This is a genomic window from Gillisia sp. Hel_I_29, assembly GCF_000744275.1.
Classification (GTDB): Bacteria; Bacteroidota; Bacteroidia; order Flavobacteriales; family Flavobacteriaceae; genus Gillisia.
Genome location: NZ_JQLP01000005.1, coordinates 2,071,120 through 2,087,669, shown reverse-complemented (window position 1 = coordinate 2,087,669; position 16,550 = coordinate 2,071,120). Strand labels below are relative to the sequence as shown.

General features: G+C 33.1%; 18 protein-coding genes. 12 read left to right on the top strand and 6 right to left on the bottom strand.

Annotated features, from left to right (window positions below; all coding sequences use genetic code 11):
- The first annotated feature begins 177 nt into the window (after nucleotides 1-177).
- The 8 genes from P163_RS14705 (at nucleotide 178) to P163_RS14665 (ending at nucleotide 7,482) form a co-directional block, all read left to right on the top strand.
- Complete coding sequence (locus P163_RS14705) at nucleotides 178-1,710, top strand: SDR family NAD(P)-dependent oxidoreductase (protein WP_034892901.1); 1,533 nt, start codon at nucleotides 178-180, stop codon at nucleotides 1,708-1,710.
- A 60-nt stretch (nucleotides 1,711-1,770) separates the two neighbouring features.
- The gene (locus P163_RS14700) at nucleotides 1,771-3,084 is read left to right on the top strand and encodes a DEAD/DEAH box helicase (protein ID WP_034892898.1); all 1,314 of its coding nucleotides are present in this window, start codon (nucleotides 1,771-1,773) and stop codon (nucleotides 3,082-3,084) included.
- A 5-nt stretch (nucleotides 3,085-3,089) separates the two neighbouring features.
- On the top strand, nucleotides 3,090-3,305 hold the full coding sequence (locus tag P163_RS14695) for a VF530 family DNA-binding protein (RefSeq protein ID WP_034892895.1): 216 nt from the start codon (nucleotides 3,090-3,092) through the stop codon (nucleotides 3,303-3,305).
- A 131-nt stretch (nucleotides 3,306-3,436) separates the two neighbouring features.
- The gene (locus P163_RS14690; RefSeq protein ID WP_051931260.1) at nucleotides 3,437-4,300 is read left to right on the top strand and encodes an AraC family transcriptional regulator; all 864 of its coding nucleotides are present in this window, start codon (nucleotides 3,437-3,439) and stop codon (nucleotides 4,298-4,300) included.
- Nucleotides 4,301-4,434: 134 nt separating this feature from the next.
- On the top strand, nucleotides 4,435-5,151 hold the full coding sequence (locus P163_RS14685; protein WP_034892892.1) for a pirin family protein: 717 nt from the start codon (nucleotides 4,435-4,437) through the stop codon (nucleotides 5,149-5,151).
- A 32-nt stretch (nucleotides 5,152-5,183) separates the two neighbouring features.
- Nucleotides 5,184-5,705, top strand: coding sequence for a YceI family protein (locus P163_RS14680; protein WP_034892889.1), 522 nt, complete (start codon nucleotides 5,184-5,186; stop codon nucleotides 5,703-5,705).
- A 210-nt stretch (nucleotides 5,706-5,915) separates the two neighbouring features.
- Nucleotides 5,916-6,371: a KTSC domain-containing protein gene (locus P163_RS14675; protein WP_034894448.1), complete on the top strand. Its 456-nt coding sequence runs from the start codon at nucleotides 5,916-5,918 to the stop codon at nucleotides 6,369-6,371.
- A gap of 232 nt (nucleotides 6,372-6,603) precedes the next feature.
- Nucleotides 6,604-7,482, top strand: a complete 879-nt coding sequence (locus P163_RS14665) for a DMT family transporter (RefSeq protein ID WP_034892883.1) — start codon at nucleotides 6,604-6,606, stop codon at nucleotides 7,480-7,482.
- A gap of 57 nt (nucleotides 7,483-7,539) precedes the next feature.
- On the opposite strand, the gene P163_RS18360 is transcribed toward P163_RS14665, so the two are convergent.
- From P163_RS18360 to P163_RS14640, 5 genes are all read right to left on the bottom strand, one after another.
- Nucleotides 7,540-8,385, bottom strand: a complete 846-nt coding sequence (locus tag P163_RS18360) for a hypothetical protein (protein WP_156100717.1) — start codon at nucleotides 8,383-8,385, stop codon at nucleotides 7,540-7,542.
- Nucleotides 8,386-8,402: 17 nt separating this feature from the next.
- Complete coding sequence (locus tag P163_RS14655) at nucleotides 8,403-9,029, bottom strand: hypothetical protein (RefSeq protein WP_034892880.1); 627 nt, start codon at nucleotides 9,027-9,029, stop codon at nucleotides 8,403-8,405.
- Nucleotides 9,030-9,247: 218 nt separating this feature from the next.
- Nucleotides 9,248-10,024, bottom strand: coding sequence for a type 1 glutamine amidotransferase domain-containing protein (locus tag P163_RS14650; RefSeq protein ID WP_197055442.1), 777 nt, complete (start codon nucleotides 10,022-10,024; stop codon nucleotides 9,248-9,250).
- Nucleotides 10,025-10,042: 18 nt separating this feature from the next.
- Nucleotides 10,043-11,038: an NADP-dependent oxidoreductase gene (locus tag P163_RS14645; RefSeq protein WP_034894439.1), complete on the bottom strand. Its 996-nt coding sequence runs from the start codon at nucleotides 11,036-11,038 to the stop codon at nucleotides 10,043-10,045.
- Nucleotides 11,039-11,055: 17 nt separating this feature from the next.
- The gene (locus tag P163_RS14640; protein WP_034892877.1) at nucleotides 11,056-11,634 is read right to left on the bottom strand and encodes a TetR/AcrR family transcriptional regulator; all 579 of its coding nucleotides are present in this window, start codon (nucleotides 11,632-11,634) and stop codon (nucleotides 11,056-11,058) included.
- A 155-nt stretch (nucleotides 11,635-11,789) separates the two neighbouring features.
- Between P163_RS14640 and P163_RS14635 the strand changes: the two genes are divergently transcribed.
- From P163_RS14635 to P163_RS14625, 3 genes are all read left to right on the top strand, one after another.
- Nucleotides 11,790-12,278 (top strand): peptide-methionine (S)-S-oxide reductase, encoded by a 489-nt coding sequence (locus P163_RS14635; protein ID WP_034892874.1) that lies wholly within the window; start codon nucleotides 11,790-11,792, stop codon nucleotides 12,276-12,278.
- 44 nt (nucleotides 12,279-12,322) lie between these two features.
- Nucleotides 12,323-13,267 carry an EamA family transporter gene (locus P163_RS14630; protein WP_034892870.1) on the top strand — a complete coding sequence of 315 codons (945 nt, stop codon included), beginning with the start codon at nucleotides 12,323-12,325 and terminating at the stop codon, nucleotides 13,265-13,267.
- Between the two features lie 215 nt (nucleotides 13,268-13,482).
- Nucleotides 13,483-13,848 (top strand): DoxX family protein, encoded by a 366-nt coding sequence (locus tag P163_RS14625; protein ID WP_034892866.1) that lies wholly within the window; start codon nucleotides 13,483-13,485, stop codon nucleotides 13,846-13,848.
- A gap of 5 nt (nucleotides 13,849-13,853) precedes the next feature.
- On the opposite strand, the gene P163_RS14620 is transcribed toward P163_RS14625, so the two are convergent.
- Entirely contained in the window at nucleotides 13,854-14,201 is a 348-nt protein-coding gene (locus tag P163_RS14620) for a DoxX family protein (RefSeq protein ID WP_034894436.1), read from the bottom strand.
- Nucleotides 14,202-14,511: 310 nt separating this feature from the next.
- Here P163_RS14620 and P163_RS14615 point away from each other — a divergent pair, with 310 nt between their 5' ends.
- Nucleotides 14,512-16,527: a hypothetical protein gene (locus P163_RS14615; protein ID WP_034892863.1), complete on the top strand. Its 2,016-nt coding sequence runs from the start codon at nucleotides 14,512-14,514 to the stop codon at nucleotides 16,525-16,527.
- The last annotated feature ends 23 nt before the right edge of the window (nucleotides 16,528-16,550 follow it).

Here is a 16,550-nt window from a genome sequence, read left to right as displayed (position 1 = left end):
GCTCAAAAAATAATTTTTATAAAAGCTTCAATTAAATTGAAGCTTTTTTTATGCTTTTAATTCATTTCAAAGTCGCTCATATTTCGATATAGCATCCTAATAAAACTTCCAATTTCAGCATTAGATTTTATACTTATATTCGCAGCCTGAAATTCATCAAAAAAAGTGCATAAAGAAATGGAAGGGAAAGCGAAACTAAGTCAGGAAGAAATAGATTCTTGTATTTCCATGTTAGAGCAGTTGGTAGGTAATACCAATCAGGTTTTTGAGCTACCGGAAGAAAAGCGTATTGCTTTAATGAAAGCTGCGGGACAACTAACCAGACCTCAAAAAGACGAATTTACAAGACGTAGAAAAGACGCCAAAAAAGCTGCTAAGCGCAAGATGATAGAGCGTGATAAGCATGCACGTAAAGAAACCGGAATTAGAAGTGCCAGAGAAGCAACTATTTTCATAGCGCCTAAATTATTAGAACTTCCAGAAGAAAAAGAATTAGAACTAGAGTCTCCAAGAAACTGTTATGTATGTAAAAAAACATACACAAAACTTCATCATTTTTACGATACGATGTGTCAGGAATGTGGAGATTTCAATTATGCAAAGAGATTTCAAACCGCAGATCTTACAGGGCAGGTTGCAGTAATTACAGGTTCTAGGCTTAAGATTGGTTACCATATTACTTTAATGCTTTTAAGAGCTGGAGCAACGGTAGTAGCAACTACAAGATTCCCTGCAGATTCTGCACTGCGTTTTTCTAAAGAGGATGACTTTCAAGATTGGGGAGACCGTTTAAAAATTCATGGACTAGATCTAAGACATATACCAAGTGTAGAGATCTTCTGTAATTATATAGAGCAGAAGTATGACAGGTTGGACATTCTCATTAATAATGCTGCACAAACAGTAAGAAGACCAGCCGGATTCTATCAACATTTAATGGCGAAGGAAGAAACACCTATAGATTCTTTACCTCAGTTTGCTCAAAACTTACTTCAAGATCATAAAGCTTGTTTAAGCGAATTAAGATCGCTTACAGATGGCGCTTCAGATACTCAAAATAATGTACTTCCAGTTACGTGGCATGGGCCGGAACCAGGAATTGGTATAAGAGCGTCGGCTAAATTATCTCAAATTCCTTATACTTTTGATAATTCATTATCTGCAAAAGAAGTGTTTCCGGAAGGTGAGTTAGATGCAGATCTACAACAGGTTGATCTTAGAAAGACCAATAGCTGGAGATTGAAATTAGGGCAGATAGAAACCACCGAAATGGTAGAAGTGCAGTTAGTGAATTCTGTTGCGCCATTTGTTCTGTGTAACCGTCTTTCAGAATTGATGAAGAAAGAAAATACGGGTATGAAGCATATTATAAATGTTTCTGCCATGGAAGGAAAATTCCAACGCTTTAAAAAAGAAGATCGTCATCCACATACCAATATGGCGAAGGCTGCTTTGAATATGCTTACGCATACTTCTGCAGGAACCTTAGCCAAAGACGGAATTTTTATGAATGCCGTAGATACTGGTTGGGTTACAGATGAAGATCCTGCAGAATTGTCTAAAAAGAAAGTGGAAGTTCATGATTTTCAACCTCCTTTAGATATTGTAGATGGTGCAGCTCGTGTTATGGATCCACTTATAGACGGAATTAATTCCGGTAAACATTGGAGCGGGAAATTCTTAAAAGATTATATGCCAATAGATTGGTAGATTTTTAAGAATTTAGCTTTAAGCGAAGATTTCAGTTTTTTTTAAACGTATTTTTGCCAAATGTCAAATTCTATTAAAAACAATCAGGAGATCCTGAATAAATTAGGTATTGAAAAACTCAATCCTATGCAGGAAGAAGCGCATCAAATTATTGCCGAAAACAATAATGTGGTATTACTTTCTCCAACCGGAACAGGAAAAACGCTCGCTTTTTTACTTCCTACTCTTAACGAGCTAGATCTCGATCTACATGAAGTTCAGGCATTGATATTGGTTCCATCTAGAGAACTTGCTATTCAAATAGAACAGGTTGTTCGCGAAATGGGAGCAGGTTTTAAAGCCAATGCTATCTATGGCGGTAGACCCATGTCTAAAGACAAGATAGAATTAAGTCATCCCCCAGCTATCCTAATTGGTACACCTGGTAGAATTGCAGATCACTTAAGAAAAGGAACTTTTTCTATAGATTTTCTTGAGACTCTAATTCTGGATGAATTTGATAAATCGCTGGAAGTAGGATTTGAAGATGAAATGACGGAGATCTTAGAAGCACTTCCCAATATTAAAAAACGAGTGCTGACTTCTGCAACACAAGAGATCAAAATACCAAAATTTGCTGGTCTTAAAAATGAAGTTTATATAGATTATTTAGATCAAGGAGTTTCAAAATTAGAGATCAAAACGGTGATCTCTCCAGAAAAAGATAAACTGAATACGTTAGTAGATCTATTGAATCATATAGGAGATCAACCCGGGATCATCTTCTGTAATTTTAAAGACACCATACAGCGAGTAAGTGATCATTTGAATGATAAGAATATTACACACGGGTGTTTTTATGGTGGATTAGATCAAAAAGACCGCGAACGTGCGCTTATAAAATTTAGAAACGGAACTCATAAGCTTATTATCGCTACAGATCTTGCAGCTCGTGGAATAGATATTCCAGAGATGAAGTTCATCATTCATTATCAGCTTCCGCTAAAAAGCCAGGAATTCACCCATAGAAACGGTAGAACAGCAAGAGTAGATAATAATGGAACTGCGTATGTTCTTAAATGGGTAAAAGAGGATTTACCAGAATTTATTCACCCAAATACAAAGACAGAAGAATTGACAAAAAATCATTCTTCTGAAAGCAATAGTTGGAAAACTATATTTATTTCAGGAGGAAGAAAGGATAAGATCTCTAAAGGAGATATTGCCGGACTCTTTCTAAAACAAGGAAATCTAGAGAAAGAGCAACTTGGTACTATAGAGCTAAAGCAAGATTGTGCATTTGTTTCTGTTCCCTCAGATCTAGCTGGTCAATTAATTGCCAAATTGAATAATAGCAAACTAAAAAAGAAGAAAGTAAGATTAAATATTATTTAAGAGTTATGAATAATGAGCAGGCAAATAATCCGCTTCATGGGAAGAAATTGGCCGATATTTTAGAATTTCTGCAAGAAGTATATGGTTGGGAAGAGTTGGGAAGTCGCATCAATATTAGATGTTTTACGCATGATCCGTCTGTAAAATCTAGCCTTAAATTTCTTAGGAAAACTCCATGGGCTCGAGAAAAAGTAGAGCAGTTGTATTTAAAATCTATATAACTAAACAGGCCAGAATAACATTACTTCTGGCTTTTTAGATTTTTAAATTCATTTAGAAGGTATTCAATTTTATAAATTTAAGCTCTTTACAAATTGAATATTGAAATTCACTTCTGTATCTTTATTACTCCATGGAGCTGATAAAAAAATATTCACATACACATCCTGAAAACGAGGCACTTTCATTCAATATTAAAAGAATGGAAGATGTTTATGAAATTACTCAAGGAAGACCAGATGAAGCGCATCGGCATGATTATTATATTATTTTACTTGTAAAACAGGCTTCCGGAAAACATATTATAGATTTCAACGAATTCGAACTTTCAAATAATCAGATGTATTTTCTAAGTCCGGGGCAGGTACATCAAATCATAGAAAATAAAAAGTCGTATGGACATATCCTTACCTTTTCATCGCAATTTCTAATTGAAAACGGAATAGAAAAATGTTTTATAGATGATCTCTATATTTTTAATGATTATGGAATGAATCCTCCATTACAGCTTACAGATATAGAATTTGAAAAGTTCAGTTTAATTGCCCAGGAGGTCTATGAGTTTGAAGCTACCAATAGAAAATTTAAATATCAGGCCATTGGTGCATTGCTTAAGCTATTGCTGATTCAAAGTAATAATGTCTGTTCTCTTTCTGAAGACAGTAACACCCAAAATACGCAAGCTTCAGTTTCGCTCCTAAGAAATTTCAAAGAATTACTGGAAACAAATTTTGAAAGTTGGCATATGGTTTCGCAATACGCCGAAGAATTGCATATCACTCCAGACTATTTAAATGCATCTTTAAAATCGCTTACAGGTACCGGTGCCAAAGAACATATTCAGAACAGGATCTTGATCGCGGCAAAAAGACTTCTTAAGTTTTCAGATCTTAATACCAAAGAGATCTCTTACCAGCTAGGATTTTCTGACCCTGCCAACTTTAGTATTTTCTTTAAAAAGCACACCGGAATAAGTCCTTCAAAATTTGAAATTTAAAGCATATCTCGGATTTTCATAAGCCTTGCTGGTATTTTAATATTTCTCCCTAGCTCATATCTATCTAAATTTGATCTATCAATAAAAGCGACGTTCTATACTCGGTTTTAGTAATCAAATAATTCAGAATAGATATGAAATCAATATTGCACAAAGCAGAGACAAGAGGCCATGCAAACCATGGTTGGTTAAATAGTTATCACAGTTTTAGTTTCGCAAATTATCATAATCCAGAACGAATGAATTTTGGAGTATTAAGAGTTTTAAATGATGATACAGTGAGCGGCGGAAAAGGTTTTGGAACACATCCTCATGATAATATGGAAATTATCTCGATTCCGTTAGAAGGAGACTTAGAACATCAAGATAATATGGGAAACCAAACGGTTATAAAACAAGGAGATGTTCAAATTTTAAGTGCCGGAACCGGTATCATGCATTCTGAGCATAACAAGAATAAAGACGAGCAAGTTAAATTTTTACAGATCTGGATTTTTCCAAATAAGAAAAATCTGGCTCCAAGATACGATCAGGTTTCTGTAAGAGATCTTCAGAAGAAAAATGAATTATATCAAGTGCTTTCTCCAAATGCTGATGATGCTGGAGTATGGGTAAATCAGGATGCTTGGTTCTACATGGGAGATCTCGATGAAGGCATGTCTCAAGATTATAAAATACATAAGGAAGGAAATGGAGTTTATGTTTTTGTGCTGGAAGGTGATGTGAGTATCAATGATCAAAAACTTAATAAAAGAGATGGCTTTGGGATTTGGGAAATAAACGAATTTAATGTTACTGCAAATAGTAATGCCAAGGTGTTACTAATGGAAGTTCCAATGCAACTGAATTAATATAATAGGTCTAATAATTAAAAATAACAAACATGGAAAACACAAAGAATACTTGGAAAATTGATGAGTCACACTCTAATGTAACTTTCAAAGTAAAACATATGATGATCTCTACAGTTTCAGGAGAATTTGAAAAATTTGAAGGAAGTCTAGAAGCTGCCAAAGAGAATTTTGAAGATGCTCAATTCGACTTTTCTTTAGAGGTAGCATCAATTACCACTAAGAATAAAGATAGAGATACGCATTTAAAATCGGACGATTTCTTTAATGCTGAAAAATTTCCAAAGTTAAAATTTAAATCAACTTCTTTTGATGGAGATACTTTAAAAGGAGATTTAACTATTAGAGATGTAACTAGACCTGTTAGTTTAGAAGTGGAATATAACGGAACTGCTGTAGATCCATACGGACAAACGAAAGCCGGATTTGAGTTTAAAGGAGAGATCAATAGAAAAGATTTTAACCTTACTTGGAATGGAGTTACAGAAGCCGGAAATATTGTAGTTTCAGATAAGGTAAGAATGATTGTTGACGCACAATTTATAAAGCAATAATATTTTATTAGAAGTAATAGCTAAAAAGTCTGCTTACATGTAAAAGTGTAGGGCAGACTATTTAGTTTCTATAGATTATTAGAATGTTTATGGGTTGCAAATTCTTTATGCAGTGTTATGAAACAGATAAATTTTAGTCGCTAGTAATTAGATAGCTTGTTTATACAGAAAAAAGGCGTAGTTTCGCGCCTCATTAAAAATGAGGCATTTATGAAGCGTGTAAACGAATACAAGAAATTATTTAATGTTGAGAAAGATATAGATCTTAAGCAATTAAAGACTTCTTATAGAAATTTAGTTAAAGAATGGCATCCGGATAAATTTCAGGAAAGTGATGAAAAGCACGCCGAAGCCGAGATTAAAAGTAAGCAGATTATAGATGGATACCACTTTTTAGTAAGTATTGCTCCAGAAACTATTGCAGCTAACTTAGATGAATATAATAAAACTATTAGCGAATCTGGAATTTCAGATTTTCAGCATAAAGGGAATGTTTTAGAAATTAGTTTTATGGACGGAACTACTTACGAGTATTTTGGTGTTAATAAAGCTTTATTTGTAAAATTGATCAATTCTGATCGTCAATTTAGATTTGCCAAAAGAAATATTTTCAACTCTTTTCTTTATAGAAAATCTAAGAAAGATCTTGAAATGCAAACTGCTTAAAACCCTGCGTTTTAATACTACAAATTCCAAAAGTCTTATAGATTTTTGGAATTTTCTGTTTTTAGGATTGTCCTTTACCAATTAACTCATTTTAGAATTCTAAATAGTAGTAGGGTAGTGGAAGGTTTTAAAATATTAATGACTGCCTACATTAAATCGTTCAAAATTAAAATTGGAAGTTTTCTAGCAGGAAAGAACTGCATAATTAAAAATAGTAAAATTGAATATTTAGATGAATAAAAAACCTATCTACGCTATAATTATATGTGCAATCTTAGCGGGTGCCAATGGGTTGCTTATAAAATATATGAGCAGCATGACTACCGGCTCTATCGCATGGTTTAGAACAGCTATTCCTATTCTTATATTAATTCCTTTTTTATATAAAGATGGAGAATTGCATTTTAAAGGCAACAATAAGAAAATGTTATTGGCTTCATTTATTAATGCTATTAGAATGTATCTTTATTTGTTGGCCTATATGTACACCTCTATTGGAAATACGGTAGTGCTTTTCTATACCTATCCACTCTTTGTGACAGCGATAGAAATAATTTTCTTTAAGCAAAAGATCAAGAGACAACAAGTTTTATTATTACTCTTAGCGTTTGTAGGTATTGTAATTACGTATATAGGAAAACCATTCAGTTTTTACTCTAGAGATTTTATTGGAATGCTAGCAGCCATAGGAGCTTCCATTGGTTATGCTACAACTGTTGTGCTATTTAAAGCTGAAAATCATAGGTATAGTAAGAACCAAATGGTGTTCTTTCAGAATATAATTGGTGCCATTGTTTTTGTACCTTTTTTGATGAGTTTACCGGAAGCTGATTTATCTCATATTGGTATGGGTGTATTTTATGGATTTCTTATTGGGATCGTAGTTTTCAAACTTTTCTTCTACGGTCTAAGTCATTTAACTGCCTCTACAGCTACAACACTAATGTATCTTGAAGTGGTAAGTGCTATCTTACTGGGCTATTTAGTGCTGGGCGAGCCATTAACTTGGAATATTCTCTTTGGAGGTAGTTTAATTATTACAAGCAGTTATTTGATATCTAGGATGAATAAAAAAGCAACTTTAAAAGAAGTGGAAAGCGTAACAGAATAACAAAAAAGATCCCTGAAACTTTTGGTCTCAGGGATCTTTTTTGATCTAAAGAATGTTCTAATCATTCTTATAATTACTATTACCAAATTCTTTTCTATCATAAAATGCTCTATCGTTCTCGTATAGATTTTTATCATATAAAAGATCATCGTTGGTATCATCAAGATCAAGATCTTCATTAGCGCTGCTACGCTCTCTATAATTATCGTATCGAACTCTTTCAGCCTTTAAACGTTCTCTTTCTTCTTTAAGTTTCAAACGCTCTTCTCTCAATTTCTTTCTTTCATCTTCCAAAGCTCTTCTTTCTGCAGACCAATCATCCTGATTCTTATCAATCTTTCGATCATGGGTTTCACTTTTATGATCATTAACACTAATATCTCGATCAGATCTATAAGGTGATTCTCTTTCCTGAATGATCTTAGTATCATCTACAAACTGCGGATTTGTTCTTCTATCAGAATGTTCTCTATTATAAGATCCTAGAACTACCTTTTCATAATCTCTATCAATCAAAGTACCTCTATTCACACGTTTGGTTTCTGAAAAAGTTTGATGATCGATACTCTCTGTATAAACAAATTTTTGATCATCATCTATACTTACCATCCCAATTGGAATGATGATATGGTTTTCTCCTTCCTTATTTACAAATTCACGAATTTCGATATTTGCAGGTCTACCGTATGGATCGTGATTTGCTTCTATAATAGATCTATCAACTTCTACATCTAAGTAAACTACTCTTTCTAGCTCTTTATTCACCAAAAGATTGTCTACTTTACCAATTACTCTGTTGTTAAGGTCTTTTACTGGCCATCCGGTAACATCAGAATAATGACTATCTACTTTATAATCAGACAACTCTTCCAGATAATACAAATGTTTATTTTCTTTTTCCATAATTCTCAAATTATAAATTATTGCATTTTATTTAGTGTGGTTACAACGTCTCTAATAAACGTATCTATTCTCGCTTTTTGATCTTCAAAAGTTTTAGAAGCATCAACCATTTGTAATGAATTTTGTGCACTTGTAACTTCATTAGTTAATTGAGGATATTTTTCTTTTTGCAAAGTTTGCATCGCCGCAATTATTTGATCTCCGCTAGACTTCATCGTATTCATCCAAGAACTTTCTGAAGTAGAAGAAGTGGTTTTAACCAACTTTTCTCTTTGAGCCTTTAAATCATTATTGACAGTTACTTTGGTCTGTAAAGATTTTGTTCTTACCGCATCAATAAGATCGATCATAGATTTATTAGCATCTGCGATGGTGGTGGTAACTGGTTGTGAAGATAATTGGTTAGATCCAGAAGTGTTGTAAGTAGAATCTGTTTCAGAATAAGCATCTGAATTTGTATTGTCTTCGGAATTATAAGATTCGTCATCAATTTGCTCTGTATTCAAATCATCAACCTCGTCTGCATCATCTATGTCTGCCGTATCTAGATAAATGAAGAAATACCAAAGTGCTGCAAGAATTATAAGCACTAGTAATATCCATGGCCATATTGGGCTCTTTTTTCTAATTTTAATCTCTGCCATACTTTTAATTTTTAGTGGATTGGTTAGTTGTTTATCGCAGTTCTAAAGTAGTAAGAACACGCATACGGAGGAATTAAGGATACCGTAAAGTATTGTTAATTAAGTATTAAGAAAAAAATTTAGAATTCTTTGGCTGCTGGTACTCAGATCTTTGTCTTAAAAATAAAAAGCCTGTAACAATTAAGTTACAGGCTTTTTAAAATGATGTGATGCAAATCTTAATTCTTTAGCATCTCAAATAATTTCTCAGCAACTAATCCTGAAGATGCAGGGTTTTGACCAGTAATTAAATTTCCATCTACTATAGCATATTCTTCCCAATCTCCTAATTTAGAATATATTCCTCCATTGTCTTTCAACATGTCTTCTACTAGGAAAGGAACAACATTAGTAAGTTGTACGGCTTCTTCTTCCGTATTTGTAAATCCTGTTACTTTTTTTCCTTTAACTAAGGGTTCTCCATTTTCACCTTTTACATTTTTCAATGCAGCCGGAGCATGACATACAAATCCTATAGGTTTTTTCTTAGCGTTAAAGGTTTCAATTAATTTAATTGAAGTTTTATCCTTAGATAGATCCCAAAGCGGACCGTGTCCACCAGGATAGAAAACAGCATCAAAATCGCTTGCATCTATGTCTGCAAGAACTTTTGTAGTATTAATTACCTGTTGTGCATCTTTATCATTGTGAAAACGCTTTGTATCCTCAGTTTGAGCATCTTCACTATCACTACTAGGATCTATAGGAGCTTTACCTCCTTTTGGCGTTGCAACAGTAATTTCTACACCTTTATCTAATAATGTATAATATGGATTTGCAAATTCTTCAATCCAAAATCCTGTTTTTTTCCCTGTGTCTCCCAATTTATCATGAGAGGTCAATACAAATAATACTTTCATATCTTTTTCTTTTTTGTGATTAATATTCTCTTTCTTCTCTTGTGCTGCGATACTTCCAAAGGTTATCGCAAATAATAAAATATGTAATTTCTTCATTTAATCTCAATAGTTAAATTAAACTTTGACAACCATTTTTCCTTTATTCTTACCTGAGAAAAGGTCTAAAAAGGCTTGTGGTATATTATCAAAACCTTCTACAATAGTTTCAGAATAATTTAATTTATCTTCACTTAGCCATGTGCCTAGATGTTGCATAGCCTCCTGAAATTTATCTTCATAATTAGAGACAATAAAACCTTGCATTAAGGCACTGTTCTTAATTAAAAATGGTTGTACACTCACACCTTTTGGAACTGAAGTTTCATTATAGACAGAGATTGCACCACAAATAATCATTCTGGCGAATCTATTGATATTGAAAAGAATAGCATCTGAAATTTCTCCTCCTACATTATCAAAATAAATATCTACTCCATTTGGACAGGCTTCCTTAATGGCGTCTTTCATATTTTCTGTGGTATTGTAGTTAATACCTGCATCAAAATCAAATTCAGATTTAAGCATTTCTACTTTCTCATCGGTTCCTGCAATTCCTACTACTCTCAATCCCATGATCTTTCCTATCTGACCAACTACACTACCTACAGCACCAGCTGCTCCAGATACTACTAAAGTTTCACCTTCTTTAGGTTTTCCAATTTGTGTTAAACCTAAATATGCTGTTAATCCAGTCATTCCTAAGATTCCTAAATATGCAGACAGCGGTGCTTTTTCTGAATCTACTTTTATAAGTTCTTTTCCATCATTTACCTGATTCTTCTTCCAGTCTAATCTTCCTGAAACAAAATCTCCTTTACTAAACTTTTCATTTTTTGATTCTAGTACTTCTGCAATTACTCCTGAGGAAATAGGTTTATGTAATTCGAATGGTGGAACATAAGATTTGGCATCGCTCATTCTTCCTCTTAAATAAGGATCTACAGAAACATATTTTGTTGCTAACAACATCTCGCCGTCCTTAATCTCGGCTACATTTTCCTCTGTAAATTTAAAATCTGAAAGTTTTGGTGTTCCTTCGGGTCTTTTGTCTAATAATATTGTATTACTCATAACTATTAAATTTTTTATTATAATTTGATACTGTCCCAAGCTGCAGTATAAGCATCTTCTAAACTTTTGCTATCCATTTTCAGAATATCTCGTTGTTGCATATTCATTAAAAATGCTACAGGATATACGGTATATGCATAAAGAAGATATGCAGATAGGGGTTTTATTTTCTTTTCATCAATTCCACGTTGCCAAAGATCTAATAGGGGTTGTAGATGTTTCAATCCCTCTTGTCTACTATCTTCGTCCACCATTGGAGTATTGTCACATTGAGATAGAAAAAAAGCTTCATCTACATCACTCAGTTTAAAATTGGCTATGTTATTCCAGATAACTTTAAAACCTACTTCAACATCCATGGTAGGAGCATAGTCTTTAAAAGCATATTCTGTAAATGCAGTTTTCACTTGAATATATACCTTATTAATAAGGTCTTGTTTATTTTCAAAATATAAGTAAATCGTAGCGGGAGATACATTGGCCATTTTTGCTATCTTGGACATTGGCGTGGCATGAAAACCATTATTGTTCACCAAATTAATAGTAGCTTTAACTAATGCTTCTCTTTTTAACTGACTTTTGTTTACTGTGGACATATTTTTTTAATCTGACACAAAGATAAGGTTTAAAGAATGAACGTTCATTTTTAGATTGGTGTTTATGATTTATTTAACCTGATCCGTTAAAGGAATTAGCAAGTTTCTATTAATTTACTCAATTGAAATCTAGGAACTAAATAAATACTATTACAATGTCAATACAAAAGGTGGCGCTTGGTGGAGGTTGCCATTGGTGTACAGAAGCAGTATTTCAGCAACTAAGAGGAGTAGGGCAAGTGTGCCAAGGCTACGTTAGGTCTACGGGTGAAAATTCTAATTTTTCTGAGGCGATAATCGTTCATTATGATGCTGAAATCATTTCGCTCTCAAAGCTTATAGAAATTCATTTATATACTCATAAAAGTACTTCCAATCATAGCTTCAGAGTAAAGTATAGATCTGCAGTTTATTATTATACTCAAAGTCAAAAAGTAGAAGTAGATAAAATTCTACTCTATCATCAAAAAAAATTCAATAAAAATATAATTACAAGAGCTTTGCCTCTCCATCAATTTAAAGAATCTAGAGAAGAGATACAGGATTACTACAATAAAGATCCTAATAAGCCTTTTTGTAGAACCTATATAGCTCCAAAGCTTCAAATTTTATTATCACAGTTTACGGATAATCTAGATCTATAATGCTACTTATTGTGTAATATTGCGGGCTAAAAAATAGTTACTTAATGCCTAGATCTTCTCAAACCTTATTAATAATTCTAGCTTTCTTTTCCATCTATGTTATTTGGGGATCTACCTACCTTTTAAATAAAATAGCGGTTACAGAGTTGCCTCCATTTATGTTGGCTTCATTTAGATTTATTACAGCTGGCTTATTAATTTTTCTTCTTTGTAAAATAATGAAGATCAACTTAAAGATCTCTAAAAAGCAGTTTTTAAATACGATCATAGCCGGTTTCTTATTTTTATCTTTTGGAAATGGAGTAGTGGTGTGGGCACTTAGATATGTAGACAGCGGTTTTGCTGCTTTAGAGATATCTGCTCAACCTTTAATTGTTCTAATATTATTAAGGATCATAGATAATAAGAAAATTAAAGTTATGTCTATGATTGGAGTAGGACTAGGAATATTGGGAATGTATCTATTAGTAAATCAAAAGCAGGTATTATCTGGGGAAGATTCACTTTTGGGAATGGCTATGATCTTTGTTTGTCTGGTAAGCTGGGCTTATGGAAGCATCTTTGTTAGCAAAGCAGAAATACCTTTAAATTATTTTGTGAATACCGGCTACCAGATGATTACCGGTGGCATTATGTTAATGATAATGAGTTTATTATTTGGAGAACAGTGGTCTCTACCAAACACATGGAGCGGGGAAGTTCAACTTTCTATGATCTTATTAATAATATTTGGAAGCATTGTAGCATTTACATCTTTCAATTATCTATTAAAGGTGGTATCCCCAGAAAAGGTAGCTACTTCTACTTATGTAAATCCAATAATAGCCATGAGCTTAGGCTGGTATTTTTTAAATGAACAAATCACATCACAGTCTATACTTGCAGCGATGGTATTATTAACCGGAGTATATTTTATAAATACAAAGAAGAGATTGGTGCTATTTTCAAGATTTAGAGGTAGAACAACTAAACTAGATGCTACCAAATAGAAAATATTGCACATTAAAATTTATATACAGCTTTGCAAAAATAGATTTGGTATGTTATTCTGCTAATACATCTTCATATTCACGACAGGATACCTGTTGCAATAATTTATCTTAAAACATTTATAAATTCTATACAGATTAATTAAAATTACTCATTAAGTAAAATAATCTTAGTAGATTGTGATTAAATCTGTTTTTAATTAAAATCTTCTAATATGGAATATATTACTATCGCGGTTCAACTCATTGTGGGTTTAAGTATCCTAAATGTTTGGCTTATACAATATAATAAGAATACGCAATGGAGAGGTGGTAATGCTACAACTATAAAGGAAGAATTTGCTGCTTATGGTTTACCTGTTTGGAGTCTCTATGTTATAGGGTTTTTAAAGGTTACTTTGGCAATCGCTCTTATCTTCGGAATATGGTTTTCAGAACTTATTAAACCTGCTGCTATTGGATTAGCAGTGTTGCTAACAGGTTCTATATTAATGCATTTAAAGATCAACGATCCTCTTAAAAAATCCCTTCCGGCATTCTTATTTTTAGTGTTATGCCTGTTATTGATATTTGTGCTATAAATCGGTTAATCATTCATAATCAGAACAATAGCAATATAAGCGTTAAGAAATGCAAATATTATTGATGGTGCAGATTGAATAAAATTATCTTTAATTTTTATCCTTACTCCAAAACCAAAGAGCATCAGAATGGAAAGTCCTATGGCTCCTATAATTGCTAATGTTGGTAAATAAAGATATCCTAAACCTAAGGCTAACGCTCCTATTATTTGTAGAGTACCCACCAATTTTAATTTGTCACTTAGACCGTATCTAATAAATTCTGTCTTCATTTCTGCAGTTACAAAGCAACTAATTCCAAAGAATAAGAAAGATATTGTTGAAATTAGAACCAAAATTATTGTCAGTGTCATATTTGTGATGATGTTAATTAATAAACTTAAAGTAAAGATTACAAATCTAATCATTACCATAACAATAGTTATTTAATATCTTAAAGCTACTTCCTCAAAGATATTTCGGATCTTTTTTCACTTAGTAGATCATTCAGTCTAAGTTGTTCTTACTCTAATCAAAAAATAGATAAATCCATTATTTTTTCATTTTAGCTTTAGAATTGTTAATTTTCATTATGTTTCTTTAACAAATATTTAATATTACATAACAAACCGGAATTATAATCTCTTCGTATATAAATTACTACTAATCAATAAAATAAATAATATGAGATTATCAAACCGATTATTTTTAAAGCTAGGGATACTTCCGCTGGCATTTGTATTTGCAGTATCCTGCTCAGATGATGATGATGCCATGACAGCTATAGACACCTGCTCAGACGGGATCATGAATGGAGATGAGACAGGGATAGATTGTGGAGGTACTATGTGTGCTCCATGTAATAATGGAACTCCATTAGGTAGAAGATCTGAACTTTATGTAACAAGCAACGCTACAGGAAACATTACAAAATATAGTGTGACTGGTGATTCTCTAATAACCTTTTCAACTCCATCTTCAGCAGCAGAAGGAATCTATTACGATGCAGCATCAGATCTTTTGGTGCAAGCATCTCGATCTAATTTACATTTGGAAGCTTATTCAGATATTTCAACTTTTATGGCAGATGCCTCGTTGGCACCAGCTTACACTGGCGGTGCAGATCTAGAGAGTCCTAGAGAGCTTGCTGTAAATGGTTCCACCTATGTTGTTTCAGATAATGGCTCTAATAAGTTTTTTGTCTATTCAAAAAATGGAGATAGTTTCTCGCTAGTAAATACGGTAGAACTTAATTTTCCGGTTTGGGGAATAACTTTTAAAGGAAATGATCTTTATGCTGTGGTAGATACAACAAATGATCTTGCTGTTTTTTATGATTTTGTCAATTCTTCAGAAGATGGAATGATGTCTCCTTCTAAAAGAGTTTCTATTGAAGGGATAGTACGTACCCACGGAATTACTTATGATGGTACTGATGATGTTCTTGTAATGACAGATATTGGAGATGCAGCAAATACAGCAGATGATGGTGGTTTTCATATTATAGACAATTTCTCAGATAAGTTTGATGCTTTATCTGATGGAGAAATGATAACCTTAGGCATGCAAACACGTGTTGCAGGACCATCAACAAGACTAGGAAATCCTATTGATGTGGCTTATGATTCTCAAGATAACACGGTATATATTTCTGAAGTTGGGAATGGAACTGTTCTAGGATTTACATCTATTGGTAATGGGGGAGACCTTGCTCCAACTTATATGAAAGATCTTGCCGGAGCTTCTTCCATTTATTTCTCTAGTGATGAGACCGATGGTAATTTTGGCAGTGCTACTCCTATGGGAAGTTTAAGAACTGAACTTTACACCACTAATAATGCTAATGGTAACATTAATATTTACAATGCCTCAGGAATGTTAACTAAAACTATTACTTCATCTTCTACAGCTACAGAAGGAATTTTTTATTCTGGTGCTAATGATGTTTTAATTCAGGCATCAAGATCAGATCTGATGTTGGCTTATTATAATAATTTCTCTAACCTTTCTAGCGGTGCAGTAAATACTGCAGATTTTTCCTCTAACGCAGATCTCACTAGCCCAAGAGAAATAGCCGTTAAAGGCAATCGAGTGGTGGTGTCTGATAATGCAATGCATAAATTCTTTGTCTATTCTTTTGATGGTTCTGCCTTTACGTTAGAAAATACAGTTACTCCAGGATTTAATGTTTGGGGAATAACTTTTAAAGGAGATGATCTTCTTGCCGTTGTAGATGGGTCTAGTGATTTAGCAATATTTAATGACTTTTTAAATAATGCAATAGATGGCAATTTAGCTGCAGATAAAAGAATAACCATTGCTGGTATTGTTAGAACTCATGGTATAGATTATAGTGAAGCAGATGATGTTTTAGTAATGACAGATATTGGGGATGCAGCTAATGCAACCAATGATGGAGGATTTCAGGTAATTCAAAATTTTAGTTCTAAATTAAATATGACAGCTACCGGTGGAAGTATAACGTTAGCAAATCAAACTAGAGTTGCAGGACCTTCTACAATGTTAGGTAATCCTATAGATATCGCTTATGATCACAAAACTCAGACCGTCTATATTGCTGAAGTTGGAAATGGAAAAGTATTAGCATTTAGCAATGTGTTGAGTGCCACAGGAGATATTGCTCCCGCGGTAAGTAACGATCTTCCAGCAGCATCTTCTCTATATCTTTATAATAACTAAGATTTAAATTTAGTTAGATAAGT

Excerpts from the sequence above, each read along its gene's own strand:
- P163_RS14705 (WP_034892901.1), top strand. The coding sequence starts at position 178 with ATGGAAGGGAAAGCGAAACTAAGTCAGGAAGAAATAGATTCTTGTATT.
- P163_RS14700 (WP_034892898.1), top strand. The coding sequence starts at position 1,771 with ATGTCAAATTCTATTAAAAACAATCAGGAGATCCTGAATAAATTAGGT.
- P163_RS14695 (WP_034892895.1), top strand. The coding sequence starts at position 3,090 with ATGAATAATGAGCAGGCAAATAATCCGCTTCATGGGAAGAAATTGGCC.
- P163_RS14690 (WP_051931260.1), top strand. The coding sequence starts at position 3,437 with ATGGAGCTGATAAAAAAATATTCACATACACATCCTGAAAACGAGGCA.
- P163_RS14685 (WP_034892892.1), top strand. The coding sequence starts at position 4,435 with ATGAAATCAATATTGCACAAAGCAGAGACAAGAGGCCATGCAAACCAT.
- P163_RS14680 (WP_034892889.1), top strand. The coding sequence starts at position 5,184 with ATGGAAAACACAAAGAATACTTGGAAAATTGATGAGTCACACTCTAAT.
- P163_RS14675 (WP_034894448.1), top strand. The coding sequence starts at position 5,916 with ATGAAGCGTGTAAACGAATACAAGAAATTATTTAATGTTGAGAAAGAT.
- P163_RS14665 (WP_034892883.1), top strand. The coding sequence starts at position 6,604 with ATGAATAAAAAACCTATCTACGCTATAATTATATGTGCAATCTTAGCG.
- P163_RS18360 (WP_156100717.1), bottom strand. The coding sequence starts at position 8,385 with ATGGAAAAAGAAAATAAACATTTGTATTATCTGGAAGAGTTGTCTGAT.
- P163_RS14655 (WP_034892880.1), bottom strand. The coding sequence starts at position 9,029 with ATGGCAGAGATTAAAATTAGAAAAAAGAGCCCAATATGGCCATGGATA.
- P163_RS14650 (WP_197055442.1), bottom strand. The coding sequence starts at position 10,024 with ATGAAGAAATTACATATTTTATTATTTGCGATAACCTTTGGAAGTATC.
- P163_RS14645 (WP_034894439.1), bottom strand. The coding sequence starts at position 11,038 with ATGAGTAATACAATATTATTAGACAAAAGACCCGAAGGAACACCAAAA.
- P163_RS14640 (WP_034892877.1), bottom strand. The coding sequence starts at position 11,634 with ATGTCCACAGTAAACAAAAGTCAGTTAAAAAGAGAAGCATTAGTTAAA.
- P163_RS14635 (WP_034892874.1), top strand. The coding sequence starts at position 11,790 with ATGTCAATACAAAAGGTGGCGCTTGGTGGAGGTTGCCATTGGTGTACA.
- P163_RS14630 (WP_034892870.1), top strand. The coding sequence starts at position 12,323 with ATGCCTAGATCTTCTCAAACCTTATTAATAATTCTAGCTTTCTTTTCC.
- P163_RS14625 (WP_034892866.1), top strand. The coding sequence starts at position 13,483 with ATGGAATATATTACTATCGCGGTTCAACTCATTGTGGGTTTAAGTATC.
- P163_RS14620 (WP_034894436.1), bottom strand. The coding sequence starts at position 14,201 with ATGACACTGACAATAATTTTGGTTCTAATTTCAACAATATCTTTCTTA.
- P163_RS14615 (WP_034892863.1), top strand. The coding sequence starts at position 14,512 with ATGAGATTATCAAACCGATTATTTTTAAAGCTAGGGATACTTCCGCTG.